The 26,548-nt window shown below is 50.1% G+C and carries 20 protein-coding genes; 5 read left to right on the forward strand and 15 right to left on the reverse strand.

The window, feature by feature from the left end; all coding sequences use genetic code 11:
- Window positions 1-55: 55 nt before the first annotated feature.
- Window positions 56-1,147, forward strand: coding sequence for a mannose-1-phosphate guanylyltransferase (locus EA408_07935; GenBank protein TVR71992.1), 1,092 nt, complete (start codon window positions 56-58; stop codon window positions 1,145-1,147).
- A 66-nt stretch (window positions 1,148-1,213) separates the two neighbouring features.
- Here EA408_07935 and gldN read toward each other — a convergent pair whose 3' ends face one another.
- From gldN to topA, 7 genes are all read right to left on the reverse strand, one after another.
- A complete protein-coding gene (gldN, locus tag EA408_07940; GenBank protein ID TVR71993.1) occupies window positions 1,214-2,071 on the reverse strand; it encodes a gliding motility protein GldN in 858 nt (285 codons plus the stop codon).
- Between the two features lie 33 nt (window positions 2,072-2,104).
- Window positions 2,105-3,727 carry a gliding motility protein GldM gene (gene gldM, locus EA408_07945; protein ID TVR71994.1) on the reverse strand — a complete coding sequence of 541 codons (1,623 nt, stop codon included), beginning with the start codon at window positions 3,725-3,727 and terminating at the stop codon, window positions 2,105-2,107.
- A 25-nt stretch (window positions 3,728-3,752) separates the two neighbouring features.
- Window positions 3,753-4,676, reverse strand: a complete 924-nt coding sequence (gene gldL / locus EA408_07950) for a gliding motility protein GldL (protein ID TVR72022.1) — start codon at window positions 4,674-4,676, stop codon at window positions 3,753-3,755.
- Between the two features lie 209 nt (window positions 4,677-4,885).
- The gene (locus tag EA408_07955) at window positions 4,886-6,223 is read right to left on the reverse strand and encodes a gliding motility-associated lipoprotein (protein ID TVR71995.1); all 1,338 of its coding nucleotides are present in this window, start codon (window positions 6,221-6,223) and stop codon (window positions 4,886-4,888) included.
- 151 nt (window positions 6,224-6,374) lie between these two features.
- Window positions 6,375-7,319, reverse strand: a complete 945-nt coding sequence (locus EA408_07960; GenBank protein ID TVR71996.1) for a type IX secretion system membrane protein PorP/SprF — start codon at window positions 7,317-7,319, stop codon at window positions 6,375-6,377.
- Between the two features lie 282 nt (window positions 7,320-7,601).
- Window positions 7,602-8,762, reverse strand: a complete 1,161-nt coding sequence (locus tag EA408_07965) for a formiminoglutamase (protein TVR71997.1) — start codon at window positions 8,760-8,762, stop codon at window positions 7,602-7,604.
- A gap of 6 nt (window positions 8,763-8,768) precedes the next feature.
- Window positions 8,769-11,093, reverse strand: coding sequence for a type I DNA topoisomerase (gene topA / locus EA408_07970; protein ID TVR71998.1), 2,325 nt, complete (start codon window positions 11,091-11,093; stop codon window positions 8,769-8,771).
- A 178-nt stretch (window positions 11,094-11,271) separates the two neighbouring features.
- Here topA and EA408_07975 point away from each other — a divergent pair, with 178 nt between their 5' ends.
- Window positions 11,272-13,635 carry a penicillin-binding protein gene (locus EA408_07975; GenBank protein ID TVR71999.1) on the forward strand — a complete coding sequence of 788 codons (2,364 nt, stop codon included), beginning with the start codon at window positions 11,272-11,274 and terminating at the stop codon, window positions 13,633-13,635.
- Window positions 13,636-13,819: 184 nt separating this feature from the next.
- Here EA408_07975 and radA read toward each other — a convergent pair whose 3' ends face one another.
- From radA to EA408_07995, 4 genes are read right to left on the reverse strand one after another with little or no spacing between them, the layout of a single operon-like run.
- The gene (gene radA, locus EA408_07980; GenBank protein ID TVR72000.1) at window positions 13,820-15,181 is read right to left on the reverse strand and encodes a DNA repair protein RadA; all 1,362 of its coding nucleotides are present in this window, start codon (window positions 15,179-15,181) and stop codon (window positions 13,820-13,822) included.
- 32 nt (window positions 15,182-15,213) lie between these two features.
- Window positions 15,214-16,239, reverse strand: coding sequence for a UPF0104 family protein (locus EA408_07985; GenBank protein TVR72001.1), 1,026 nt, complete (start codon window positions 16,237-16,239; stop codon window positions 15,214-15,216).
- Window positions 16,240-16,242: 3 nt separating this feature from the next.
- Window positions 16,243-16,596: an aspartate 1-decarboxylase gene (locus EA408_07990; protein TVR72002.1), complete on the reverse strand. Its 354-nt coding sequence runs from the start codon at window positions 16,594-16,596 to the stop codon at window positions 16,243-16,245.
- On the reverse strand, window positions 16,577-17,449 hold the full coding sequence (locus tag EA408_07995; protein TVR72003.1) for a pantoate--beta-alanine ligase: 873 nt from the start codon (window positions 17,447-17,449) through the stop codon (window positions 16,577-16,579). The genes EA408_07990 and EA408_07995 overlap by 20 nt, the downstream gene beginning before the upstream one ends.
- A gap of 290 nt (window positions 17,450-17,739) precedes the next feature.
- Here EA408_07995 and EA408_08000 point away from each other — a divergent pair, with 290 nt between their 5' ends.
- From EA408_08000 to glmS, 3 genes are read left to right on the forward strand one after another with little or no spacing between them, the layout of a single operon-like run.
- A complete protein-coding gene (locus EA408_08000; protein ID TVR72004.1) occupies window positions 17,740-18,567 on the forward strand; it encodes a glycogen synthase in 828 nt (275 codons plus the stop codon).
- Window positions 18,554-19,891: a DUF4270 family protein gene (locus EA408_08005; protein ID TVR72005.1), complete on the forward strand. Its 1,338-nt coding sequence runs from the start codon at window positions 18,554-18,556 to the stop codon at window positions 19,889-19,891. The genes EA408_08000 and EA408_08005 overlap by 14 nt, the downstream gene beginning before the upstream one ends.
- A 3-nt stretch (window positions 19,892-19,894) precedes the next feature.
- Window positions 19,895-21,730: a glutamine--fructose-6-phosphate transaminase (isomerizing) gene (glmS, locus tag EA408_08010; protein ID TVR72006.1), complete on the forward strand. Its 1,836-nt coding sequence runs from the start codon at window positions 19,895-19,897 to the stop codon at window positions 21,728-21,730.
- Between the two features lie 150 nt (window positions 21,731-21,880).
- Here glmS and rfbB read toward each other — a convergent pair whose 3' ends face one another.
- The 4 genes from rfbB to EA408_08030 all read right to left on the reverse strand — a co-directional run bounded on the left by rfbB (window position 21,881) and on the right by EA408_08030 (window position 26,418).
- The gene (rfbB, locus tag EA408_08015) at window positions 21,881-22,933 is read right to left on the reverse strand and encodes a dTDP-glucose 4,6-dehydratase (GenBank protein ID TVR72007.1); all 1,053 of its coding nucleotides are present in this window, start codon (window positions 22,931-22,933) and stop codon (window positions 21,881-21,883) included.
- Window positions 22,934-23,012: 79 nt separating this feature from the next.
- Window positions 23,013-24,047: a UDP-glucose 4-epimerase GalE gene (gene galE / locus EA408_08020; GenBank protein TVR72008.1), complete on the reverse strand. Its 1,035-nt coding sequence runs from the start codon at window positions 24,045-24,047 to the stop codon at window positions 23,013-23,015.
- 28 nt (window positions 24,048-24,075) lie between these two features.
- Window positions 24,076-25,380, reverse strand: a complete 1,305-nt coding sequence (locus tag EA408_08025) for a nucleotide sugar dehydrogenase (protein ID TVR72009.1) — start codon at window positions 25,378-25,380, stop codon at window positions 24,076-24,078.
- Window positions 25,381-25,455: 75 nt separating this feature from the next.
- A complete protein-coding gene (locus tag EA408_08030) occupies window positions 25,456-26,418 on the reverse strand; it encodes a gfo/Idh/MocA family oxidoreductase (GenBank protein ID TVR72010.1) in 963 nt (320 codons plus the stop codon).
- Window positions 26,419-26,548 lie beyond the last annotated feature (130 nt).

The following is a 26,548-nucleotide window of genomic DNA, read 5'->3' on the forward strand; positions in this document are numbered from 1 at the left end:
GTGTCTTTTTTCCGGTCTTGCGGACCGGTTAAATAGTTGAATTAATCTTTTTGTAATGGATAAAAATCATTATTGTGTTATCATGGCCGGAGGGATCGGTAGCAGATTCTGGCCGTTGAGCAAGATTTCCAAACCAAAACAGTTTCTTGATATACTGGGAACCGGAAGAACTCTCCTGCAATCAACGTATGACCGTTTCAGGGAAATATTCCTGCCCGAGAATATCATTATAGTTACTAATATAAGTTACAGGGATTTTGTGTTCGAGCAGTTGCCTGATATCAAACCCGGGCAGGTGCTTCTCGAGCCTATGCGGAAAAATACCGCACCATGTATTGCCTATGCTAATTACAGGATAAGCCGGATGAATCCGGATGCTGTTGTTGTTGTTTCACCTGCCGATCATCTTATTCTAAAACAGGATGTGTTCCTTGCCGAGATCAGGAAGGCGCTGGAAGCCGCATCTTCGGAGAAGATCCTGCTCACCCTGGGCATCAAGCCAAACAGGCCGGAGACGGGCTATGGCTATATACAGGCTACAATGAAGGATATACCCGGCCGGCCCGGCAATTTCAAAAAGGTAAAGACATTTACCGAGAAGCCCGATATTGAGCTTGCCAGGGTTTTTTACGAGAGTGGAGAGTTTTACTGGAACTCGGGCATCTTTATATGGTCGCTCAAAGCTGTTATGGAAGCATTCGCAAAACATCTGCCCGAGATGGATGCCCTTTTTGCTGCCGATATGAGTGTTTACGGTAAACCTGAAGAGGAGAAATACGTTACTGATATCTATTCGGTATGCACGAATATTTCGGTCGACTATGGCATTATGGAGAAGGCTGAGGATGTCTATGTTTTTTACTCTGATTTTGGCTGGTCTGACCTCGGTACCTGGGGATCTCTTTATGAACACTCCGGCCATGATGTAAACGGGAACATGCTAAAGGGTAAAAATGTATTTGCCTACGACGTAAGGAATTCAATAATCAATTTTCCCGACGACAAGATCGTTGTGCTGCACGGGCTGGATGATTTTATTGTTGTGGAGTCGGGCAATATACTCCTTGTTTGCAGGAAGGAGGATGAGCAGAGGATAAAGCACTTTGTGAATGATGTCAAAATAGAGAAAGGGGAGGAATACCTGTAGCTAAGGCACACGAGTTATAAAAAAAAATCCGGGTATAAACCCGGATTTTTTATATGTGGGAATGTCCTAGTATTCCCAAAGATCCTGTTCAAAATCGAATATCATGTTGTGGATGCGGGCAGCTTCATAAAGAGCGTCCCTTCCCATGGTGTAGTCCTCTATCCTCCTGTTGTCGTAGACATTTGATTCCCTGTAGATGAAACCGGAGAAGCGCCTTTGAAGGAACAGGTCGTCGAAGGAGAGGCTGGCCAGGTCGTTGTTCCCGAAAAATACCTCGTGGCGGGCAAGCAGCTCGCGAATCTCAGGGTAATAGACCCAGAATACATCAGACATGATCTGTTCGTCGGTAAGTTCGCCGTCCTCAGTCCTTCTCTGGAAAACACGTATAGGGCAGAGGCCTATTATCCTGGAATCGAAACGGGAATGCTGCCTGTCAAAGTACCATTGTTCCAGGATAAGATATCTGAAAACCTCATCGGTACGTACCTCACCCTCGATCTCGACTACTATCTCTTCGCCGGTATCCACATCGACAACTGTCCGGAGCTCATCTTCGGCCCCCAACAACCTTTGAACATCCTCAAGTTCACGGGGTACCTGGAACTGCTCGTCGGTGTAGGCAGTGATCTCCTCATTTTCTAATCCGGTCATAAGCACGTCTATAAGGCTCATTCGCGGACCGAAGGGTTCGGTCGGGAAGTACAGCGGGTGGTTAACCTTTTCGCGCAGATCTACCATCCTCCAAATCATCTTAGACCATACCACATCGGCCTCTCTTAGGAACGGCAGCGGTACAGGCCTGCGGTAGGGTACATTCTCCTTTTCATAGATGCTTCCGAGAGTCAGGTCCTGGGCGTCGAGCTTAAAGCTTCCCGGCATGAAAATCCCTGCTCCGATCAATAATACTATAACTAGCTTCTTCATTGCACTGATTTATCGGTTGTGTTTAATATTCTGTTAATCAAGGGTGAAACTGATCGTAGGCAACGGCCTCTCTTCACCGCCCGGGCCAACGGCCCTGATGCCGTCAAAGAATATCCTTGAGCCCCTTGAAGCTGAACGTATCAGCTCCCTCTGGGCATCGGTTATACGGTTACTGGTGGATGGCTCTTCCCTCAGGAAGCCCCCTATTGTTGTTGAGACGGTAAACCTTGTCACCGTGTAGGTGAGGTCAAAGTCGAAGTCCCTCATCTCGGCCAGCACCCCGGTTTGTGCCAGAAGCACACCACGGGCAATTACACCCCTTTCCTGCCCGGCCACCGTGGCGACCGGCGGGGGAACCGACCTCACACGGAAGTTCCTTGACCCCATACTCCTGGTCACCCCGTCGATGGTTGCAGTTACGCTCACCTGTGCGGTTCCTGTTCGGGCGGGCACTACAACGTATTCGCTTCCGCGGACTCTCCTCAGTGTTCCGTTGTTGATGGATGCCGTTATCTGATCAGCGCCCAGTCCGGGAACCGAGATCTCAACCGGGTTGTCAATAGCTGTATAGAACACGTTCATTGCTGTTGGCGATACGATAAGATGGGACTCGGCAACGGTATATTCGCTTTCGAACGGCCTGCTGATGAATGACCCGTCAGGTGCGCGCAGCCGTATTAGTCCCCCCCACCGCTGATCACCCAGTGTGGCCGGCCTGGTGCGGTATATGCCCTTGCCCTGTTCAACAGGAAGGGTGTCGGCCCGTCCAACGATCTCATAATCGATCGATCCGTCCTCAAGCTCAATCTCCCGGTACTGGCCAACAAGAATTTCCGGGGCCTGGGTGGTATCGAAGGCTGCAATGAATACGCTTGCCTCAAAATCGTCGCCCCTGAACACGTAGTTGGACCGGGGTATAACTGTGGCTTCAAGAGCGTTGAACATGAATGACCCCGCATCCACCTGGTTAAGCAGGTAAGTAATCATGTCGGCCTCGGCATTCCTTACATCGGCCTGCATTTTTGACATGAGGGTAATTGCTGCTATTGTCGGCATATAATAGAAGTGGTGTCTTTCCCAGCTCACTGTTGCCCCTTCCCTGGCAGGGGGATCGGATGTGTCAAGGCTTGTTTCAATCGCCTGGATTATGCCTTCATCTCTCGGGTCGGCTATACCAGTCAGAAATTCCCTGAAACCGGCTATCGAATTCTTGAGTTGCGTGGCCACCATATTACCCTCTGGAAACAGCATTACCTGGGCCGGGGGATTGGTATTCTCCTTGGCCCTTATATTTGCTCCTATTATCCTGCCGTCATCATCGATTGCATCGGTGTTGGTCCCCTCGGCCCTGAAAACTATCTGATGCTTAAGGTCCTGGATCTCACTAAAGAGTGCATCTGCCCTTTCCTTAACCTCGTCAGCCTGCTCTTTCCATGGTCTTACACGCACCGGGTTTTCAGCCATGCGCCGGGCAAACTCGCGGTATATAGCCTCATTTTGCTGGGTGAAGTTCTCGGTGGTCTTGGTAAGTCCCTCATCAACAACAACAAAGGCATCAAGGACTTCAACTGATACATTCAGTGCCAGCATTGCCATAAGCACCAGGTACATCATACCTATCAGTTTCTGTCTCGGGGTTTCTTTTCCACCTGCCATAACGGTGATTGTTTAGGGTTTTTGGTTACTTTTTTCTGCTCACAACGCTCATTGCCGACAGCATGTTACCGTAAACTGAATTGAGGTCTGCCAGGTTCTGGCTAAGCTTGCCTATCTCTTCCTTGTATTTTTCAGTCTCCTCTACCGACGACTGCAGGTTGTCGGTTATCTTGCCGAAATCAGTGTAGAGTTTTTGCGAATCCTTAAGGTGGTCGTTATTATTCTGGAGCTGCAACTCATACACCGCGTTCAGGGCGGACAGGTTCTTGTTTATGGCTCCGAGCTTTTCGCCTATCGTCTTGTTCCCCTCCATTATTGTTGTGTGCTCGGTATTGATCGACTCTTTCAGCAGGTCATAGGAACTCACGAGCTGGGTTGTTGAGTTCTCGATCAGATCTGAATTTTTCTGATAGGCATCTGAAAGGATGTCAACCTTTCCTTTCAGGTTGCGGGAGGAATCGTCGAGAGATTCGGTAAGGGTATTGACCGAAATGGCAGCATTCTTCACATTCGACACATACTCATTGGTTGCCATCGTGGCATCGGATATGTCCGACAGCTTTGCCGTGGTAGTGTTCAGGTTCTTCAATCCCTGCCCCAGCCTTTCAAACAGGTCGGGTGTGATCTGGGCGCTCTCCAGCATCTGGTCAAACTTTGCAAGTGCAGCAGTACTTCCGCCGCCACCTCCGGAATAACCTTCAGCAGCTCTTCCCCTTCTCTGGGGAATAGCATCAAGTTCATCGGGATCTTCGCTCATTCCGGCGAGTTCGGGATAGACAAGGGTCCAGTCCACCTCTTCGTGCAGTGGCTCGAAAGCTGACAGGAAAAATATCATGGCTTCAGCCCCGAGGCCGACTGTAAGCATTACGCCCGCTCCGGGCCAGTGCTGGATCTTGAAGAGCGCTCCCAGAATAACCACGGAGGCACCAATACCATACATCTTTGCCATGAAGGCTTTCCATCCCGAGCTGTGAATTAATTCAGAAAATTTCATCTGGTTTAATTTTAAATTAGTTACTACCACATGTAACTTGCCATGCAATTATTAAAAATTTTTTGGAAACTGTTACATGGCTCATTTTATCAACTTGGATCTTTATGTTTTATTATCAGGGTACCTACAAAAATAATATTTATTATGTCAGTTTCCCGGACCTTTTATCTCGAATGCCCGAGGTATGAACGCACATTCCTGAACCCTATATATGATTTGGCAGTGTCCTGGTACTCGTAGGTGCGTGTGCTTACCTGCAGGTAATATGCCACATCCTTCCAGGAACCTCCCCTGATCACCTTCCTTTTCATTGCCGGCGGATCCTGCGGAAGGGCGTTATATGTATAATTGGGATTCATGTCGTGCGAAAATGTATAAAATGATTCGTCATAGGCATTTTCTGTCCATTCGGCAACGTTACCCGCCATGTCGTAAAGCCCGTAGTCGTTGGGCTCGAATGAGGCAACCGGTGCAGTATAGAGCCAGCCGTCATCGGTGTAGTTGCCGCGCATAGGCTTGAAGTTGGCAAGGAAGCACCCCTCCATGTTCCTGGTGTAGGGACCTCCCCATGGGTACATTGACAGGGGAATTCCTCCGCGGGCAGCATATTCCCACTCAGATTCGAGGGGGAGCCTGTAGTTCTGTACAAAACCCTGTCCCCTCCGCAACAGATGTTCGTTTAGATAATTTGTGCGCCAGATGCTGAAAGCCTGCGCCTGTTTCCAGGTTACACCAACAACAGGATAGTTGTCGTATGAGGGATGCCAGAAATACATGTTGGCCATTGGTTCGTTGTATGAATATGTAAAGTCGTGAATCCAGACCAGGGTGTCGGGGTATACATTTACCTGGTCGCGCAGCACGAAGGATGAACGGTCGACTATAGGGACCTCTTCTCCAAGCTGATTGTATATAACTCCCTCGTATTGCTGTGTTTCAGGGTTCCAGCGGTTAGACCTGCGGGCAGCCTGCTGGTAGTCAACCCAGAAATACTCATAGATCAGTTTCCTTGTGTCGATCTCTTTTCTCCTGTAGAAACGCTCCTGCTCAGGATAGTACATCTCCTCCAGCGCCTCAACAACTTCGGGGTCCCTCATATCTATACGGGGACGCCAGTTAAGCCTGGGAGGGTCTATCTCATTACCCAGCTCATCCTCCATTATCAGGAAGTCGTCAAAACCGTAATCACCAAGCATTCTTCTCATCATAGAGTCCCTTACATAATAGACAAACTGACGGTACTTATTGTTCGTGATCTCGGTTTCGTCCATCCAGAATGCATCTACCGATATGGTCCTTGAGAAGGCATTCTGTGAGAACATGACGTCTTCATCGTTCGGCCCCATCATAAAATGCCCCTGTGGTATGAAGACCATCCCATAGGGATCGGGTTCGTGCCATCTCTGCCTGTCCTGGACCCCTACGAGCTCTCCGCTCGGGGCTCTGCCGCACCCTTTAAATATTACCGCGGCAAGAACTAATAGAAAAAAGAATCGCTTCATCTTACTTATATTTACTTATTATATTATTCGCATACTGAATTGGCTTGCTAACGAACCTTTTCGCCTTTAACTATTTAGGAAATGGTCATAAAGCTCATCTTATGCAAATTTCTCTTTTTTTTTTAATTATCCAACATTAATTTATCATTTTCTACAAAATTCTTATGCTTCTGTACCGTTGCGGTGTCCTGTCCATGTCAAGGTCGAAACAGTATCTCAGCATAAATTCATGAGAACCCTTGTTGTGTCTCATTATTGCTGTTGTTGAGAAATCGTATGAATAACCTATGTTTATGCCATTGAACAGCTCGACCCCTGCTATTCCGACTATTGCAGCGCCATGACGGTAAAAAAGGCCGCCCCAAAGCCTGCTGTTGTAGTCAATTATGGCCCCTATGTTAAGCTGGGCAATTGCTCCGTCGGTCTGCAGAAGAACGGCCGGTAGTGCGCTGACTGAGGGGTTTTTCATCGGCAGGCGGTACCCTGCGGTAAGGTAATAATGCCTGCTCCTGAACGGACGGGCGCTCTGGGTATACTCAACAGCCGGCTCGTTTATGTGTGTTGATGAGATGCCAACGTAAAGATCGCCGTCATAATAGAACAGTCCACCTGAAAAGTCAACTGTCAGTACTGTCTCGTTTCCTGCGGGTATTGAAGGGTCGGCCGAAGGGGTGGTGAAATCTTCGCCGGCCGGCACAAACCAGTCCGCGTCCAGCGATGAATTAATTACCCCTAATCCAAAGCCTATGCCCAGCTTGCCGTTGCCGAGATTCATCCTGAAAGCGTAGGAGGCGTTGATGCTGAGGTTGGTCTCAAAACCTGCCTCATCGTTCAATATATGAAGCCCAGCCCCGTGGTCGGCCCCGAAAAGCCTGAAAGGCGAATTGACAGTGAATAGCGATGAAACCGGCGCACCCTCGAATCCAACCCACTGCTGCCGGTTGACCGCTGTTGCACAGATCGCATTCTTGCTGCCTACATATCCGGGATTGAACATCATAATATTATACATACTTTGGCTGAACTGCGGATCCTGTTGGGCGTTGCCCGGGAATACCGTCACAATGAAAATGATCAGACCAAAAATTCGCTTCATACCTGCCGGATGCCTCTGTTAAAAAAATGTTAAGTTTTTTAAATGTTGATTGTAAAGAAAATAAAAAAAACTATTTCACACAAATAATTAACATGGTCCGGCATTTCTGAATGTTGGTACTTATACTGAAGTGATCCGGATAAAGTTTCCTTTAGGGTGCAAAAAATGAGAATATTTTTACAAAAAGGGTTTTTAGCCGGGGTCCCGGTTGCGAATCATTTGCGTATCCTGGCTTTCTGTATTCCTGTTTATATGGACCGCACTGATGAAGGTGCGGCCGGTTCAGTGGTTAACTTTCCTGAAGTTCTGCCACCACCTTTCGGGCACTTCCTGGTGGCAGGCCCGCTGGTAATCTTCGTATGAGCAGGCAACCATCAGGCTTTTGGGAAGTTTTGACGAGGGCACCTCCATCCACCACCGGTCGCTTTTGTTACTTTTGTAAAATACTATTTCGTTGCCGGTATCGGTAAGGTTGACAATGAATTTGGTGCAGTCGGCCGAGGGGGTGAACGGGTATTCGCCATCCCTCCTGTAAAATCCGTCTGCGAAATACCAGGCCATCTGTGCTGCCTGCCGTGCGGTATGGTCTCTTACGTCGTAGCCTCCGAACCAGTTCGTTATTGCCATGGCCGAGAGCCTTTCGCTTTTACCGGCATACCAGGCAAGCTGGCAGATCTCCTCGCCATGGAACCCGTTTGGTGAAGGGAACAGTGCGGCGGGAGCATCGGCCTGGCGGACTGCCGACATGCTCATCACCATCAGGTCGGTGTCGCGGATCACCGGCTCGGCCTCTTTCAGGTTCTCCCGTACCAGTCCCAGTCGCATCCCGTCGAACATCATATCATCCAGAAGCCTTTTCTCCAGGGTGCCGGTGAAGTAGGACTGGTACCCTATGCTGGTGTAGTTGAACAGGTACTTCGATTTTGACGATATTATACCGGCCAGCCAGGACTGAACGGGAGGTGCGTCGGGAAAATGGTCGGATGCCATGCCGGGCCGGCTGTCGACCGAGGTAAGGTTGGTCACCCTTTTGTTCTTCTCGAATGCCCTGAACAGTGCTGCAGCTATGTCGGATGATCCCCCGATAAGCAGTGGAATGGTATTTTCTGCTGTAAGTGCTGTGGCGATGTCTGCAATTGCCACGAGGCTGTCATTATGGGTCTTGCCTGACCTGAGGTTTCCCAGGTCGGCTATCTTCATATTTTCAGATGGCCTGGAGAGGTTGTAGAGGCACTCCCTTGCCCGGTCAGCAGCCTGGCTGCAGTTGTCGCGGTGACTGCCGCGGTATTCGGAAATGCCAATTATCGCTATATCAGCTTTCTCCCATCCGGGGAATTTTCCCCCGGGCCTGTTTGCCTGTATGCCGGTTCCGAAAACGCTGCTTTCGCCAAGCCTGTAGTCTTCCAGTTCGGCGACGGGATCAAAATAATCGGCCAGTTTCATCTCAGTTTATTTTTTTTTCTTTTTTGCGCCCTTATCCTTCTGGTCCTTAATAATCTCCATACAAGCCTCACTGTCAAGGCCGGCCGGGTCAATGTTTTTGGGAATACGGTAGTTCTTCTTTTCGTAGGAAATATAAGGGCCCCACCTCCCGTTCAGGATTGACAGGCCTTCAGGCTCGTCAAAGATCTTTATTATCTTCTCGCGGTCAGCCTTTCTCTTCTCTTCAATAAGCTCGACCGCCCTTTCAATATCAACAGACCAGGGACTGTCAACATCCTTTTTAAGGGATACGAACTTATTGTCATGCCTGATATAGGGACCGAAGCGTCCGATGCCTGCGACAACCTCCTTATCTTCGTATTCGCCCAGCTTCCGCGGAAGCGCAAACAATTCAAGCGCCTCCTCAAGGGTGATGGTTTCCAGCCTCTGCTCCTTGCGAAGTGAAGCAAATCTTGGTTTTTCGTCGTTGTCTGTTTCTCCGATCTGGGCCATCGGGCCGAAACGGCCGATCTTGACATAAACGTTCTTGCCGCTTTGCGGATCAACTCCCAGCAGACGCTCACCCTGCCTCCTGCCGGTAGTTTCAAGGGTGTGTTCCACCTTTTTGTGGAACGGGTCGTAAAATCTGCCGATCATCTCAGGCCATGAGAGTTTTCCCTCTGCTATATGGTCAAACTCCTCCTCAACCGTAGCGGTAAAATTATAATCGAGAATGTCCTTAAAGTTGTCGACAAGGAAATCGTTCACCACCATTCCTATATCATTCGGGAAAAGCTTGGCCTTCTCCCTGCCTGCCGTCTCTGTGCGTTTCTGCTGATCAATGTTGCCGGCGGAATCCATATTTATTACGTTATAGCTGCGTTCTCTGCCGGGCCTGTCCTCCTTTACCACATACCCCCTGTTCTGAATGGTCGATATGGTGGGTGCATAGGTTGAGGGGCGACCGATGCCCAGTTCCTCGAGCTTTCGGACGAGGCTTGCTTCAGTGTACCTTGGCGGATGCTGTGTGAAACGTTCGGTAGCTGTTATCTCAAGGGCTTTGGGTTTGTCGCCCTTAGTCAGGGGCGGCAGCAATGAAGCCCCGTTCTCTTCCTTCTCGTCGTCGGCCGACTCAACATACACTTTCAGGAACCCGTCAAATTTAAGCACCTCTCCACTTGCTGCAAAATTATCTGTCGTGGTTGATATGTCTATTGTTACGTTTGTCTTTTCAAACTGAGCTTCGCTCATCTGCGACGCCACTGTTCTTTTCCAGATCAGCTCGTACAGCCTCTGCTCAGCAGTGTTGCTGCCCTCTGTCCTGTTTTCAAGGTAGGTGGGCCTGATAGCCTCGTGTGCCTCCTGGGCTCCCCGTGTTTTTGTCTTAAAGTTGCGTGTTTTGAGATATTTTTCCCCGTACTCTGATTTAATGACCCTTGCAGCTGATGCCAGGGCAGAGGCTGACAGGTTGACCGAGTCGGTCCTCATATAGGTTATCTTTCCTGCCTCGTAAAGCCTTTGTGCCAGCGTCATGGTCTGCGAAACCGAAAAGCCCAGCTTCCTTCCGGCCTCCTGCTGGAGCGTGGAGGTTGTAAAGGGTGGTGCAGGAGATTTCTTTAAAGGCTTTGTGGTTATATCGGTTATGGTATAGGAAGCCCCCCTGCACTTCTCCAGGAAACCCAGCGCCTCGTTCCTGGTACGGAACCTTTTGGGCAGCTCGGCTTTGAATTTTGCGGTCTCCTTTCCTGCTCCGGCAACTTCAAAGAGGGCCGTTATCCTGTATGAGGATGATTGTTTGAAGGCAAGGATCTCCCGTTCGCGCTCCACAAGCAGGCGAACGGCCACCGACTGCACTCTCCCTGCCGAGAGAGCCGGCTTAATCTTTTTCCACAACACGGGAGAAAGCTCGAAGCCTACCAGCCGGTCCAGCACTCTCCTGGCCTGCTGTGCATTTACAAGCTCCATTTTTACCGGCCTGGGATTTTCGATGGCTTTTAGGATGGCTTCTTTTGTTATTTCGTGGAATACTATTCGCTTTACCTTCTCAGGTTTCAGTCCCAATACCTCCATAAGGTGCCAGGCTATAGCTTCACCTTCCCTGTCCTCGTCAGATGCGAGCCATACCGTATTTGCCCTGGCTGCGCTTTGCCGGAGATCGGCAACCACTTTCTTTTTTTCTTCGGATATAATGTATTGGGGTTCGAATCCGTTTTCAATATCAATACCGAAGTTTTTTTTGGAAAGATCCCGTATGTGTCCGAAACTCGACTTTACCGTGAAATCTTTTCCCAAAAACTTCTCTATGGTTTTCGCCTTCGCGGGTGATTCAACTATTACCAGATTGGCTGCCATTTTGTTACACTTAGAAAAACATAATAAAAACGCACAAAGTAAAGCATTTGGCTTTGTAACGTCAAAATTTTAGTGAATATTATTTACTATTTTTGTCGCTTTACGGATATATACAACATTATCCAAAGGCCGCTTAACCCGCGGCCGGCGGCAGTGGATCAAAGTTGCCACAGATAATATGGAAAAACAAGATAAGAACAAAACCGGTAGAAAAAGGTTCAAGCTTTACCTTGCGGTGCTCTGGGGATTTTTCCTGGTGCCTTTTATTACGCTGGTAACAATATTCACCCTTATTGCCACCGGCAAAATGGGGTTCATGCCCACGTTCGAGGATCTGGAGAATCCGCAGAACAATATAGCCTCACAGGTCTTTTCGGCCGACGGGGAGCTGCTTGGCAGCTACTATCTGCAGAACCGGATCTATGTCGAATTTGACGAATTGTCGGAGAATATTGTGAATTCGCTTCTTGCCACTGAGGATATCAGGTTCCGCAGGCATGCCGGGGTCGATGCGCGTGGACTTGCACGGGTGGGGATAAAATCAATTCTGCTCAGGCAGGATGCCGGAGGCGGAAGCACCATTACACAGCAGCTGGCAAAGAACCTGTTCCCCCGCGATACCACATCATACCGCTTCGGGATAAGCAGAAAGGTAAACCTGGGTATTACCAAGTTCAAAGAGTGGGTTACTGCCGTCAAGCTGGAGAGGAACTATACCAAGGATGAGATCATCGTAATGTACCTCAACACCGTTGACTTCGGAAGCCATTCCTACGGCATCAAAACAGCCGCCCGCACCTTTTTCAATACGACGCCCGACTCGCTTATGGTTGAAGAGGCTGCCCTGCTGATAGGGGTTCTCAAGGCGCCCACCTGGTACAGTCCGGTCCGCAACCCCGAACGCGCTCTCAATCGTCGCAATGTGGTTCTAAGGCAACTTCACCGGTACGATTTCATTTCCACCAGCGAGTTTGATTCACTTGCGGCGTTGCCGATACAGCTGAATTACCTGGTGCAGGACCATACTGTGGGCCCGGCACGTCATTTCAGGGAGAGGCTGCGAACCATCCTTAGGGCAAATGAGCCCAGGCGCGAGAGCTACCTTTTTTATGACAGGTTCAGGATGGATTCGATTGAATGGGCCAACAACCCGCTTTACGGCTGGGTAAACAAGAACTACAAGCCTGACGGCACCAATTATAACCTCTACCGTGACGGACTGCGGATCTTTACAACCATTGATTCGCGTATGCAGCGTTATGCAGAGGAGGCGCTTGAAGAGCACCTTGGAAAAGACCTGCAAAATGATTTTGATATGATCCGCCGGAGTTACGCCAGGAATCCATTCTCCGACGACCTTACTGATGAGCAGGTTGAGCAGAACATTGAACGAACCATGCGGCGTACAGAGAGGTATGAAAAGCTCAGATGGGCCGGAATTCCGCACGATTCAATCCTGAAAATATTCAATACGCCTGCAAGGATGAGCGTATTTTCATGGGAAGGGGAGATAGATACCATAATGACGCCTCTCGATTCCATCTGGTATTACAAAAAATTCCTCCGTTCGGGTTTTATGGCAATGGACCCTTCCAGCGGCAATATAAGAGCATATGTGGGTGGTCCCGATTATACCCATTTCAAGTATGACCATGTAAGTCTTGGCAGGAACCAGGTCGGCTCGATATTCAAACCGTTCCTCTATACACTGGCCATGCAGGAGGGGCACGAGCCCTGTGAAATGGTTCCCAACATACCCCAGTCATTCGTGGTGAATGACTCGGTATGGACTCCAAGGAATTCAGGGCCAACTGATTATGACGGGCAGATGGTCACTTTGAAATGGGGGCTGGCAAATTCAGTAAACCAGATATCTGCCTGGCTTATGAAACGGTTCAACCCTCCGGCGGTCATTGATGTGGCCAGGAAGATGGGCGTCCACAGTCCAATTGACCCGGTGCAGTCGGTGTTCATGGGTACATCAGACATCACACTTTACGAAATGGTCTCTGCGTTTTCCACCTATGCAAACCAGGGTATATATAATTTCCCGGTCATGGTAACGCGCATAGAAGACCGGCATGGTAATGTGATAGCCGAATTCCAGCCCCGTGTTGAGGAGGCCATATCGGAGGAGGCGGCCTACCTTATGATCAACCTTCTCCAGTCCGTCGTCGATGAAGGCACCGGCCGCAGGCTGAGGTTCAGGTACGGGTTCAGCGGCGATATGGCAGGCAAGACCGGCACCACCCAGCGTTTTTCCGACGGCTGGTTCATCGGGATCGTTCCGCAGCTTGTTGCCGGGACATGGACGGGGGGGGAGGACCGTGGCATCAGGTTCAACAATATTAGCATGGGACAGGGAGCCAACATGGCATTACCCATATTCGCCATGTTCATGGAGAAGGTTTACGCCGACGAATCGCTCGGAATAACACAGGAAGATGAGTTTGAAGTGCCGCCCGGGTTCAGTATCAACCTCGATTGCGACAGGGTGTTTCGCGCAATTCCGGTTAACCGTTACGACGATTTTTACTACTAAAGTCAGGCATTTTTAACCAGGCAGGCAGGCTCCGACCAATAATTCATGGAAGCCTGCCCTGCAGGTTCTCATTTGCGTTGGCCGCCCCTGCAGATTATTATTTGGGGTAGCCGCCCCGAAAGGTTTTTATTTGGGGTAGCCGCCCCTGCAGATTATCATTTGAGGCAGCCGCCCCTGCAGGTTCTCATTTACGCCTGAACAGCGATTTGAATACCTGCTCAACTTTTCCGGCACGCACTATGTCAATGTCATTCCTTCCGCCGGGAGATACCTTTCCGGCAGAAGAGATGATTATTTGTCTGAAACCCATCTTTGCTGCCTCTGCAATTCTCTGGTCGAGCCGGCTGACAGGACGAATCTCACCTGACAGTCCCACTTCGCCTGCAAGGCATATATCCTGCCTTACCGGAAGGTCGGTGTCGGATGAGAGTATGGCTGCAATCACGGCCAGGTCGGCTGCCGGGTCAGTCACCCGAAGTCCCCCGGCAACATTCAGGAATACGTCCTTGGCCGAGAGCCTGAACCCGGCCCTCTTTTCGAGGACGGCAAGCAGCATGCTGAGCCTGCGCAGGTCGAACCCCGTGGAAGAGCGTTGGGGCGTTCCGTAGGCGGCTGTGCTGACCAGCGCCTGTATCTCTATGAGGAAAGGCCTGTGGCCATCAACCATGGCCGATATGGCGATTCCGCTCATATCGTCATCATGCCTGGAGATAAGTATCTCAGAAGGGTTCTTTACCTCTGCAAGTCCGTTATCCTTCATCTCGTAAAGTCCCAGGTCGGATGTCGATCCGAACCGGTTTTTGGATGCACGGAGCACCCTGTATAGATGATTATGGTCTCCCTCGAACTGCAGCACAACATCTACAATGTGTTCGAGCACCTTGGGGCCTGCAAGACCACCTTCTTTAGTGATGTGTCCGATTAGTGCAACCGGTGTGCCTGATTCCTTGGCGTACCTTAGCAGTGCAGCCGCACACTCCTTGATCTGCGATACGCTTCCTGCCGGGGAGTCCAGCAGATCAGACTGCATCGTCTGTATGGAATCAACAATTGCCAGTCCGGGTCCCACCTGCTCAAGCTGTTCGAACACCGCTTCGAGGTTGGTTTCGCAGAGGATAAAGCATCTTCCTTTGCCCGGACCAAGCCTGTCGGCTCTAAGCTTTATCTGGCTGCTGCTCTCCTCGCCCGAAATGTAAAGGGTGGTTATTTGCGGCATCTGGAGGGCCACCTGCAGGGCGAGGGTGGACTTGCCTATGCCGGGTTCTCCACCTACCAGTATTACCGAGCCCGGCACTATACCTCCGCCGAGTACTCGGTTAAGCTCAGTGCTGTGTGTGTTTATCCGCGGTTGTTCTTCAGCCCTTATCTCAGATACGAGTACCGGCGGGGCCGGATTTTTTCTTTTCGTTGCCGGTTTGCCGGTTTTCCCTGTTACAACCTCTTCAACATAGGTGTTCCATTCTGCACATGAAGGGCATCGCCCTATCCATTTTGGCGACTCAGCGCCGCAGTTCCGGCAGAAATATGTAGTTTTTGTTTTCGCCATAGCCGTACAGTTGGGTTTTGTTCATTAGTCCGTCAGCATTCAGGCTGTGACGCTGCTTTCCTCTTTCGCGATATTGTATAAACCATGTAAAGCGAAAAGGTGCCCAGCACGATCATAAGCAGAGCCTGTGACTCGTGAGAGAGGGTTGCAAAGACCAGCCCCTCTTCCCTTGAAATATCATACAGTCCCAGGCCTACGCTGACTATCCAATGATATGCACCTATTCCCGCCTGGACGGGGGCAGCCATTCCAAAGCCTCCGATCACAAGTATGAAGAGCACCGCTGCAGTCCCCAGGCCTGCCGTTGCCGGCAGCGCCATGAAGAGGGCCCAGGTCATTAGGAAATACATCAGCCATATAAACAGGGTGTGCAGGATGAATAACCCGGTCTTTTCCATCCGGAACACTGATATCATCCCTGCGATAACCTGGCGGACTATCTTTTCGGATCTGGCAAAAAGGCTGAAACGGCGAAGCCTTGAGGCAAGGTGAAGATATAAAATTATGAGGAGCACCAGGAAAGAACCTGCAAACAGGTAGAACTTCCAGGAGAGGTCAAGCGTTGAGGACACTTTGCCGTGAAGAGGAATGACAATACTGTTAAAGAGGAAGTCGCCGAAAAATTCAATCTGGATAAGCAGTACGGCAAGGGCCAGCAGCAGAAGCATTAAGAGATCTGCGATCCTTTCAGTTATCACTGTACCGAGAAGCGCGTCGGCAGGAATTCTGTCGGTCCGGTTCAGCGATCCGCAACGGGTTAACTCTCCAAGGCGCGGCAGTATGAAGTTGGCAAGGTATCCTGTCATCAGCGCATAGAAGGTGTTCTTTACCGGGGGGTTGTAACCCAGAGGTTCGATCAGCATTATCCATCTGTATGTCCTGCTGATAAATGCTGCCGATGCAAAAGCGAGTGACAGGACGACCCAGAGGTAATTGGCAGATCTCAATCCTTCAATGAGTTCCTGCAGACTAATATCCCTGAATGCCAAAACAAGGAGGAAGATCCCGGCCGATAAAAACAGGAGGATCCTTGTGGTTTTGAAAAGGGCTTGCCTCAACGGTCAGGTGATAAGTTTATTAGTAAGGGTATCGGGAAAAACTACCCTGGGCTTGAATGTGGCTGCCTCGCCGGCGTCAATTATAGCATAGGCTATTATAATAATTATGTCGCCAATTGCCATTTTCCTGGCTGCAGGCCCGTTCATCCCGATCTGTCCGCTGCCTCTAATGCCTTTTATGACATATGTCTCGAGGCGTTCACCGTTATTGATGTTCACCACCTGCACCTTCTCATTTTCAATAAGTCCCGCGGCATCCATAAGATCTTCATCTATAGTGATGCTGCCTACGTAGTTAAGGTCGGCCTCAGTAACGCTGACGCGGTGGATTTTCGATTTAAGGATCTCTATCATCATAACGGTCAAAATTAGGAAAAAAAACATTATCGATCAAACGGACAGATCCGGTGCGTACCGCAATGCAGCCAATCAGGTCATCATCAAGACCGGCCCTGCTTTCTACAGGGCGGAGGTCGGAACTTCTGACGATCTCAAAATATTCCACTTCAAGCATGGGGTTGCTGTTGATTTTTTCCGTCACAAATATTTTAAGCTCACCGGGCTCCTTTCCTGTCATTTCTGATGCCTCTCTCAGTGTACTGTAAATAAGTCCCGCATTTTCCCGTTGCTCAGGTGTAAGCAGTTCATTGCGGGAGCTCATTGCAAGCCCGTGATCTTCCCTGACCGTTTTGCAGGGCCTTATCTCTACCGGCAAACCCAGCATTGATGTCATTCTTCGGACCACTGCCAGCTGCTGGATATCCTTCTCTCCGAAATAGGCCCTGTGTGGCCTGATAATTGAAAAAAGCCTGCTTACCACCTGTGCCACGCCGCTGAAATGGCCGGGCCTGAACTTACCTTCCATAATATTGTCAAGATTGCCGAAATCAAAGGTGCGGCGGTCCGGACGGGGATAGATTGTTTTTACACCAGGCATGAACATCACATCACAGCCGGCAGCAGAGAGAAGTTCCATATCTCTTGCCGTATCGCGGGGGTATTTTTTCAGATCGGCAGGGTCATTGAACTGTGTCGGATTGACAAAGACAGAAACTACGGTAATATCGTTCTCGCTCATACAGCAATTCACAAGGGAAAGATGTCCGCTGTGCAGTGCACCCATGGTCGGCACAAGTCCGATACCCCTTTCTTCTTTCCTGGCAGGGGCAAGGACCCGCCGGATTTCCTGAATTGTCTTTGCAACAAACATGTCAGTGAGGGATGCTTTTGATAACTGATGCGAAGGTAGTCAATATTCAGGATCACCCGAAATTTTGCCATAAATACCAGGTTAATCCATACCGTGGTCAATAATTCCAGGCATGGATCTGCTTGCCTGCTTATGAACCATGTTGCGGTATCCGGCAACCTGTTAAGTTATCGAATTTTTTTATTATCTTTGCAAGTCGAAACAAGCCAGGATACACTCCGCGATCCGTTTACCGGTTACTGTTTCAGGATGGCGGTGTGCAACAGAAAGTTAAATACACAGGTGGCCCGATGGAAAAGACCAAGGTTCTTTACATTTCCCAGGAGATAAGCCCTTATCTCCCTGAAACGGAGATGTCTGTTATTGGGAGAAATCTTCCGCAGGGAGTTCAGGAGAGGGGACGGGAGATAAGAACGTTCATGCCGAGGTTCGGCTGCGTAAACGAGAGACGGAACCAGCTGCACGAAGTTATACGGCTGTCCGGCATGAACCTGATAATTGACGATACAGATCACCCCCTAATCATTAAGGTAGCCTCCATTCAGTGTGCCAGAATGCAGGTTTATTTTATAGACAACGAAGATTATTTCCAGAGAAAGAGTACGCTCGCCGATGAACAGGGTGTCTATTTTGAGGATAATGATGAACGGCTGATATTTTTTGCAAGGGGCGTTCTGGAGACCGTTAAGAAACTGCGATGGCCACCCGACATAGTTCATTGTCATGGCTGGTTCTCCGCCCTTGTCCCGTTATATCTGAAAAAGGCTTACGGTGAAGAGCCTCTGTTTCAGAGATCAAGGATCATTTATTCACTCTATAACGACAGGTTCACGGGGAACCTGAACAAGGCCTTCAAAAAGAAACTTTTGATTGAAGGCATCACCGACAAGGATGTCAGCATGCTGAATCCACCTAATTATACAAACCTTTCCAAGCTTGCCATCAATTACGCCGATGGCATCATCTTCGGATCCGCCGATGTTGATTCAAATCTTAAAGATCATGTTGCAAAGGAAAAAAAACCGGTTCTTGAATACCAACCGGCCGATGATTACGTTGATCTTTACTCGGACTTTTATGATAATTTATTAAACGGATCCTTCAATGTCTCCAATTGACTCTATTACCCGGAAAGCTGCAACAACTACATTTGATTTATTAAGGAAGATTCCCGTATTGCTTTTTCTTACAGGAGTATTTACATTCCTCACTTCCTGCGAGGAATCGAGCTTTGTCGGACTTGAGGTGCAGCCTCCCTCTGACCGGTTCAATATCAAGACTATAGAAGACGGAGATATTTCAACATCGGTATGGTCACGGGATTCAATACTTGCCATCGATCACCCGCGGTCGTTGCTCGGTGTTTTGAACGACCCAGTCTTCGGCAGGATGAATGCTTCATTTGTTACCCAAATCGGGGTGTGGGACCAGATTGATTTCGGCGACTTGCCTGTTTTTGACTCCCTGGTGCTTTACCTTGTTGTTACAGGTTCATACGGACGGGGAACAGAAGAGCAGGAGATAACAGTCTGGGAGCTTAGTGAGGATATAGATTATACAGCAAGATATTATTCAAATTTTGATCCGCTTCCCGGGGTATATGCCGATGAGCCTCTTGCCAGTCAAAAGATAGGCGTGCCGGCCGGTGACACACTTATATCATTTCATCTGACCAACCAGCGTGTGCAGGATAAGCTGCTTTTTGCACCCGATTCGTCTGTCCTGTCCCTCAGTGCTTTTTTAAGATATTTCAAGGGGATTTACGTGGATGTCGCACTTGATGATGACAACGCCAGGGGTTCTGTCTACACCATAAACCTGAACCACGCCAGTTCAAAACTGTCCCTCTTCTACAGGAATGAGAATACTCCCGATACGGTCGATACAAACTTCAGGTATGACTTCATAATCAATGAAGGGGCAAACAGGATCAACATCCTCAGCCAGGATTACGAAAATGCGGTGTTCAGCGACAGGATCGGAATGACAGGTACCGGTGATTCTCTCTACTACATCCAGGGAGGCGGGGGCATGATTTCCAGGCTTGAGTTTGAAAACCTGCATGCCTGGCGCGATTCGATGCCCGTCAGCATAACCTCGGCAACAATTTACATCCCTGTTAATAAGGGCTCTTATAACGAGGATTTTCCACTGCCGGGCAAGGTAGCGCTTTTCGAAAGGAGTGAAGAGGGAATGCTTACCGGCGTGCCTGATTTCGGACTCGGCGATGCCTACTTCGGCGGGAGCTATGATGAAGAGAAAGGTGCCTATGTGATGAGGGTCACAAACTGGTTCCAGAACTATGTCAAGGGAAACAAGGTACACGATTACCTTTACCTGAGCGTCAGGGAAGGCGGCACCAATCCCCACAGGGCCGTACTGACCAACAGCCTTCATTCTGAAGGCGGGCCCTGGCTTGAAATAAAATATACAAGACACTAAAGTATGTGTGGAATTGTAGGTTACACAGGTCACCGTCAGGCATACCCGGTTCTGATGGATGGTCTGGCCAAGCTTGAATACCGGGGTTATGATTCGGCCGGTATTTCTCTCTTTGGCAAAAAGCCCACCGTCTTTAAATGCAGCGGCAAGATAAAGGATCTCGAAGATTATATAGCCGGGGCCGACGTAACCGCGACCACCGGCATGGGCCACACCCGCTGGGCCACTCATGGTGAACCCAACGACATAAATGCACACCCCCATACCAGCCAGGATGGCCACTTTGTCATTATACACAACGGCATAATAGAGAATTACGACCTCCTAAAGAATAAGCTTGAAAAAAGGGGATATGCATTCAGGTCGGAGACCGACACCGAGGTTCTGGCCAACCTTATCGAATACATTTACCTGAAGGGCAAAGTTCCGGCAGAGGTCGCGGTAAGGCTTGCGCTTACCAAGGTGTTGGGGACTTACGGACTGGTGGTCATGTGCACGGATGAACCCGGACAACTGATAGCTGCCCGCTGCAGCAGTCCCCTTGTCATCGGCATTGGCGAGGGCGAGTACTTCATTGCCTCCGATGCCTCTCCGATAGCCGGCTATACAAAATCGGTGATCTACCTTAATGACAATGATGTTGCCATTATCAGAAGCAATGAGCTTACCCTGAAGACAGTAAGGGCCGATGAGCCGAAGATGAAGCTTCAGAGCATCAATATCGACACAAACGATTATGACAAAGGGGGTTATGAGCACTATATGCTCAAGGAGATCTTTGAGCAGCCACGTTCAATAACCGATACCTTCAGGGGCAGGCTGGTACCTGACCAGAGCGATATCAAGCTGGGCGGACTTCACAGTGTGATCGACCGGTTGCAGGAGTCCGCCAGGTTGGTCATAGTGGCATGCGGCACTTCTTGGCATGCAGCACTGATAGGAGAGTACCTGCTGGAGGATCTGGCCCGCATACCCGTTGAGGTTGAGTATGCATCAGAGTTCAGGTACAGGAACCCGGTGCTGGGGCCCGATGACATCGTGGTTGCCATATCACAGAGCGGGGAGACCGCCGACACCCTGGCGGCAGTCAGAATGGCACGGGAGGCCGGAGCCATGGTCCTGGGCATTTGCAACGTAACCGGTTCGGGACTCTCCCGTGAGACCGATGCCGGCGTATATACACATGCCGGGATTGAGATAGGTGTCGCTTCGACAAAGGCATTTACCGCGCAGGTGACCGTGCTGACGATGATAGCCCTTTTACTGGGACGCAAACGGGGTCATATCGATGAAGATCAGTACCGTTCCCTTATCGGGGAAATGCATTCAATACCATCAAAGATTAACCGGATACTGGAGCAGAGTTCAAAGATCAGTGACATTGCAAAACGATTCAGCGACATCCCAAGTATGCTCTATATAGGAAGGGGCTACTGTTTCCCGGTAGCTCTTGAAGGGGCGCTCAAGCTCAAGGAGATATCTTATATACATGCAGAGGGATATCCGGCAGCCGAAATGAAGCATGGGCCCATTGCGCTGATTGATGAAAAAATGCCCGTGGTGGTTGTGGGTGTAAAGGATAAATACTATGAGAAGATAGTGAGCAATGTACAGGAGATCAAGGCCCGGAAGGGGATAGTGATCGCCGTCGTGAACGAAGGGGATGAGCAGATATCGTCAGTTGCTGATCATATCATGGAAGTGCCCGAAAGCAACATCATCTTCTCGGCGCTGCTTTCGGTCATCCCGCTTCAGCTTTTCGCCTACCATATTGCAGTGGAACGCGGGTGTGACGTAGACCAGCCCCGCAACCTTGCCAAATCGGTTACCGTCGAATGACGATAGGCCGGCCGCTTACGGTCCTCAAGGCATAGAGACGTTGGCCGGAAGTTGCCAATGTCTGCCGGTAAACCTGGAGAGATGGCAGCAGGCACCTGCGATCAGCAAAGCAGACAGTTGGCACCTGTTAATCATGGAGCGCATGAATTTTTACCGCTCGGTATACTGTTTCTGGTAGTAATCCCTGTAGCCGCCGCTGAGAACACCCTTCAGCCACTTTTCATTTTCCAGGTACCACCCTACGGTGCGGTCCAGTCCCTCCTCGAATGAGACTGAAGGTTTCCAGCCCAGATCCCGGCTTACCTTTGAGTTGTCGATGGCATAGCGCATGTCATGGCCGGCCCTGTCCTTCACAAAGGTGATCAGCTTTGCCGATGTGCCGGGCCTGCGGTCCAGATGACGGTCCATTATCCCGCAGAGCAGCTTTACAAGGTCTATATTGCGCCACTCGTTGTTGCCTCCCACGTTGTATGTCTCGCCTGTGAGGCCCTTGTGAAAGATAAGGTCTATGGCCGTGGCGTGGTCCTCAACATAGAGCCAGTCCCTTACATTCTCCCCCTTCCCGTAAACAGGCACAGGCTTGCTGTTTAAGATATTGTTGATCGCCAGGGGTATGAGCTTTTCGGGAAACTGGTTGGGTCCGTAATTGTTCGAGCAGTTTGATATGACCACCGGAATGCCATAGGTGTGGTGCCAGGCACGTACCATATGGTCTGAGCCTGCCTTGGAGGCGGAATAGGGACTACGCGGATCATAGGCGGTCTCTTCAGTGAAAAGCCCCTCACTGCCGAGTGAGCCGTAAACCTCGTCGGTGGAGATGTGGTAGAACAGTTTCCCTTCATGGTTGCCTGCCTGCTCTTTGAAAGCATTCAGCAGGTTAACCGTTCCTATGATGTTGGCTGTTATAAATTCCATAGGGCCGCTGATGGACCTGTCGACATGTGATTCGGCAGCCAGGTGTATCACCCCGTCGAAACTGTGCTTCGAGAACAGGCCATCAATGAATTCCTGGTCGGCAATGTCGCCTTTTACAAAGTTGTAATTGGGTTCACTTTCGATATCGGTAAGGTTCTCCAGGTTTCCCGCGTAGGTAAGCTTGTCGAGGTTCACTATGCGGCAGCCGGGGTAATTCCTTACAAACCGCCTTACCACGTGCGAGCCGATGAAACCTGCTCCTCCTGTTATCAGAATCGTTTTCTGCATCTTCTTGTTGTATGTTTACAGGTTCAGCTTGCCGCAGCCCTTTTCTCAGAAGGGCCCGATCCCGGCTCCTGAACCGGTTTTACTTTTTATCCTTCATTTTCCTGTAGTACTGCTCCCATTTCCATGCCGAAGCAAGTGTTTCTTCAAGGCTGCTTTCGGCTTTCCAGCCCAGCTCATTGTTAGCCAGGGTGGTGTCTGCCCACACCTGCTCAATGTCGCCGGCGCGCCTGCCTGTTATTTTGTATTTAAGCCTGACCGAGGTCACCTTTTCAAAGGTCTTTATCATCTCCAGTACCGAAACACCCTTCCCTGTACCCAGGTTGAATACTTCATAGCCGCTTTTGTTCCTGTTTTCAAGAAGTCTTTTTACTGCTGTTACGTGGGCCTTTGCCAGGTCGGTCACATGCAGGTAGTCCCTTATGCAGGATCCGTCGGGAGTGTTGTAGTCATTCCCGAAAACCTTAAGCTCATCCCTCATCCCGATCGCGGTCTGTGTAATGAAAGGCACAAGGTTTTCCGGGACCCCCAGTGGCAGTTCTCCTATTAATGCCGAGGGGTGTGCACCTATCGGGTTGAAATAGCGGAGTGATATCGCTCTGAGCCTGCCCGATGCTGCAACGGTGCCGGCAATTATATCTTCGGAGATCTTCTTTGTATTGCCGTAAGGTGACTCGGCCTTTTTTACCGGCGCTTCCTCTGTAACCGGCAGCTTATCGGGCTGCCCGTAAACGGTGCAGGAGGATGAGAAGACCAGCGGGACTGTACCGTGTTGCTCCATCTCCTCAAGCAGGTTTATAAGCGATACAAGGTTGTTGCGGTAGTACATCAGCGGTTTTTCGACCGACTCGCCCACCGCCTTGGCTGCAGCGAAATGAATTACGGCATCAATGCCGGGGCTGGACGTGAAATAATCGCGCAGATGAGGTCCGTCGCAAAGGTCGATCTTTTCAAAACCGGGCCTTACCCCGGTTATCTTCTCAATCCCATCAAGAACCTCAACTGATGAGTTGGACAGGTTATCGGCAATGAGTACGTTGAAACCCTTTTCGATAAGCTCGACGGCAGTGTGTGAACCAATGTAACCTGTGCCGCCGGTAACAAGAATATTATGCATGGTTTCCCGGTCTTTGGCAGGGGGATTTCTACAGGCTCCAGTAATGAAGTCCGTCCTGTCCGTTTACAAATTGTTCCCTGTATATGCTTTTAACGTCAACCAGAAGCGCGTTGGTATTGGTAACCTCCCTGAACCAGTCGGCCGGCAACCCCATGTACTCTTTGTGGTTCACGGCCACTATCACCGCATCGTAGTCCTTCCCCGGCTTCTCTTTCAGCCTGAACCCGTACTCCTCTTCGACTTCATCTGAGGAGGCACAGGGATCGACCACGTCGATATGCTTTACGCCGTAAGCCTTAAGCTCGTTATAGACATCAGCCACCTTTGAGTTTCTTATGTCGCTCACGTTCTCCTTGAAGGTGACCCCCATTATCAGTATGTGCGACTGCATGCTGTTTTTCCCGAGCGAACTGATCTTCTTGATGGTCTGCCTGGCAACGTACCTTCCCATGGAGTCGTTGATATAGCGTCCCGCCGTTATTATCTGCGAATGGTAGCCCAGCTCCCTTGCCTTATGTGTGAGGTAATAGGGATCGACCCCTATGCAATGCCCCCCCACCAGTCCGGGATAAAACCCCAGGAAGTTCCATTTTGTGCCGGCCGCCTCTAGTACCTCATGGGTGTTGATATTCATCCTGTTGAATATCATCGCCAGCTCGTTCATGAATGCGATATTGATGTCGCGCTGGGTGTTCTCGATTATCTTGGCCGCTTCTGCCACCTTTATCGAGCTGGCCCGGTGCACGCCGGCTTCAATGATCAGCTCATATGTCCTTGCAATGTTTTCAAGAGCCTCTTCATCATTGCCGCTCACCACCTTTACGATCTTTGTAAGGGTATGCTCCCTGTCGCCGGGATTGATTCTTTCGGGCGAGAAGCCCACCTTGAAATCGGTACCGGACTTAAGTCCGCTCAGCTCCTCCAGCACCGGCACGCAGTCCTCTTCCGTGCATCCGGGATATACCGTCGATTCGTAAACCACGTAATCACCCTTCTTTAGTATCCTGCCTACAGTCTCCGAGGCCTTCAAAACGGGTGTCAGGTCGGGCAGGTTGTGATCGTCTATAGGGGTTGGCACAGCCACGATGTGGAAATCGGCCCCTTTCAGGTCGGCCGGGTCGGAGGTGAACACTATGTCGCACCCCTCAAAGGCTTCCGCGTCCAGCTCCCTGCTCGGGTCTATCCCCTTTTTCATCATCTCGATACGGTCGGGTTTGATGTCAAATCCGATGACCGGCACTTTTTTTGCAAATTCAAGAGCTATCGGGAGGCCTACATAACCAAGTCCGATCAGCGAAATCTTCTTCTCCTTTTTTATTAGTTCTTCGTACATTTTAATTATTTGATTTTCCGTGTTTGTTTATAGTTGTCTCTTCCGGGCTGCTGCCACGGGTGCCGGCATTCTTATTCAGGTACCGGTAATTTTTTTCAGGTGCGGGTGATACTCCCCCTTCAGTCCGACCGCCAGGGAGTTCCTTATGGTATAGACTGTTTCGATCGACCGCCTCGACTCTTCGAGCCCGTACCCCTTCCCGGCAAGTATCTCCCTGTATGTTTGTGTATGCAGGTTGGTAAAACCGTCGCTGAACTCAATCTCGTCGCCGTCGATCGTTATTGACCTGTAGGTCCTTTGTCCCCGCTCCTTTAACTGTTGGGGCAGGTCGTCATGGTCGATGCTGAGCAGCCACCTCACCCTTGCCTTCTCGAGTGTGAGATACCCCGCCGCGCGGCGGCTGTCGGACAGATGGACTATATTCTCCCGCACCGGCCCGAATATCCAGGTGAGCATATCGAAAAAGTGTACGCCGATGTTCGTGGCCACTCCGCCGGACTTCTGCATATCTCCCTTCCATGATATGTGGTACCAGTTGCCGCGGCTTGTTATGTATGAGAGATCAATATCGTGTATCTTTTCAGGAGGCTCCTTCATAATCTTTTCACGCAATTCAATGATTGAAGGGTGGAGCCTGAGCTGCAGTATGTTGTAGATCTTCTTCCCTGTCTCCTTCTCGATCTCTCCCAGCGCATCGAGGTTCCACGGGTTGAGTACCACCGGCTTCTCGCAAATGGCATCGGCTCCCTGTCGCATGGCGAACCTGATGTGGGAGTCATGAAGGTAGTTTGGCGAGCATATGCTCACGTAGTCGACATTGGTGCCTGTACGTTTCAGCTTGTCGATATGCCTGTCGAACCTTTCGAATTCAACAAAAAAGTCGGCCTCCGGGAAGTAGGCATCTATAGTCCCCACACTGTCGAAAGGATCCAGTGAGGCCAGCAGCCTGTTACCGGTCTCCTTTATAGCCTGCAGGTGTCTTACGGCAATGTAGCCGGCGACACCTATGAGCGCAAAATTCTTTTGTTTCACTGACATACTCTGTATTGTTACTCCATCATTCTGTATCTTGCCGCTTCGAATCGATCTGTCAATACCCGGTTGCTGCCATATGCAGGATTTGCCATTTCAGGGAGCTGCCTGCGATCAGCTGCAATCAACCGGTTTG

It is taken from the genome of Marinilabiliales bacterium, from assembly GCA_007695015.1.
Lineage (GTDB): Bacteria > Bacteroidota > Bacteroidia > Bacteroidales > PUMT01 > PXAP01.

Excerpts from the sequence above, each read along its gene's own strand:
- EA408_07935 (TVR71992.1), top strand. The coding sequence starts at position 56 with ATGGATAAAAATCATTATTGTGTTATCATGGCCGGAGGGATCGGTAGC.
- gldN (TVR71993.1), bottom strand. The coding sequence starts at position 2,071 with ATGAAGAAGCTAGTTATAGTATTATTGATCGGAGCAGGGATTTTCATG.
- gldM (TVR71994.1), bottom strand. The coding sequence starts at position 3,727 with ATGGCAGGTGGAAAAGAAACCCCGAGACAGAAACTGATAGGTATGATG.
- gldL (TVR72022.1), bottom strand. The coding sequence starts at position 4,676 with ATGGCAAAGATGTATGGTATTGGTGCCTCCGTGGTTATTCTGGGAGCG.
- EA408_07955 (TVR71995.1), bottom strand. The coding sequence starts at position 6,223 with ATGAAGCGATTCTTTTTTCTATTAGTTCTTGCCGCGGTAATATTTAAA.
- EA408_07960 (TVR71996.1), bottom strand. The coding sequence starts at position 7,319 with ATGAAGCGAATTTTTGGTCTGATCATTTTCATTGTGACGGTATTCCCG.
- EA408_07965 (TVR71997.1), bottom strand. The coding sequence starts at position 8,762 with ATGAAACTGGCCGATTATTTTGATCCCGTCGCCGAACTGGAAGACTAC.
- topA (TVR71998.1), bottom strand. The coding sequence starts at position 11,093 with ATGGCAGCCAATCTGGTAATAGTTGAATCACCCGCGAAGGCGAAAACC.
- EA408_07975 (TVR71999.1), top strand. The coding sequence starts at position 11,272 with ATGGAAAAACAAGATAAGAACAAAACCGGTAGAAAAAGGTTCAAGCTT.
- radA (TVR72000.1), bottom strand. The coding sequence starts at position 15,181 with ATGGCGAAAACAAAAACTACATATTTCTGCCGGAACTGCGGCGCTGAG.
- EA408_07990 (TVR72002.1), bottom strand. The coding sequence starts at position 16,596 with ATGATGATAGAGATCCTTAAATCGAAAATCCACCGCGTCAGCGTTACT.
- EA408_07995 (TVR72003.1), bottom strand. The coding sequence starts at position 17,449 with ATGTTTGTTGCAAAGACAATTCAGGAAATCCGGCGGGTCCTTGCCCCT.
- EA408_08000 (TVR72004.1), top strand. The coding sequence starts at position 17,740 with ATGGAAAAGACCAAGGTTCTTTACATTTCCCAGGAGATAAGCCCTTAT.
- EA408_08005 (TVR72005.1), top strand. The coding sequence starts at position 18,554 with ATGTCTCCAATTGACTCTATTACCCGGAAAGCTGCAACAACTACATTT.
- glmS (TVR72006.1), top strand. The coding sequence starts at position 19,895 with ATGTGTGGAATTGTAGGTTACACAGGTCACCGTCAGGCATACCCGGTT.
- rfbB (TVR72007.1), bottom strand. The coding sequence starts at position 22,933 with ATGCAGAAAACGATTCTGATAACAGGAGGAGCAGGTTTCATCGGCTCG.
- galE (TVR72008.1), bottom strand. The coding sequence starts at position 24,047 with ATGCATAATATTCTTGTTACCGGCGGCACAGGTTACATTGGTTCACAC.
- EA408_08025 (TVR72009.1), bottom strand. The coding sequence starts at position 25,380 with ATGTACGAAGAACTAATAAAAAAGGAGAAGAAGATTTCGCTGATCGGA.
- EA408_08030 (TVR72010.1), bottom strand. The coding sequence starts at position 26,418 with ATGTCAGTGAAACAAAAGAATTTTGCGCTCATAGGTGTCGCCGGCTAC.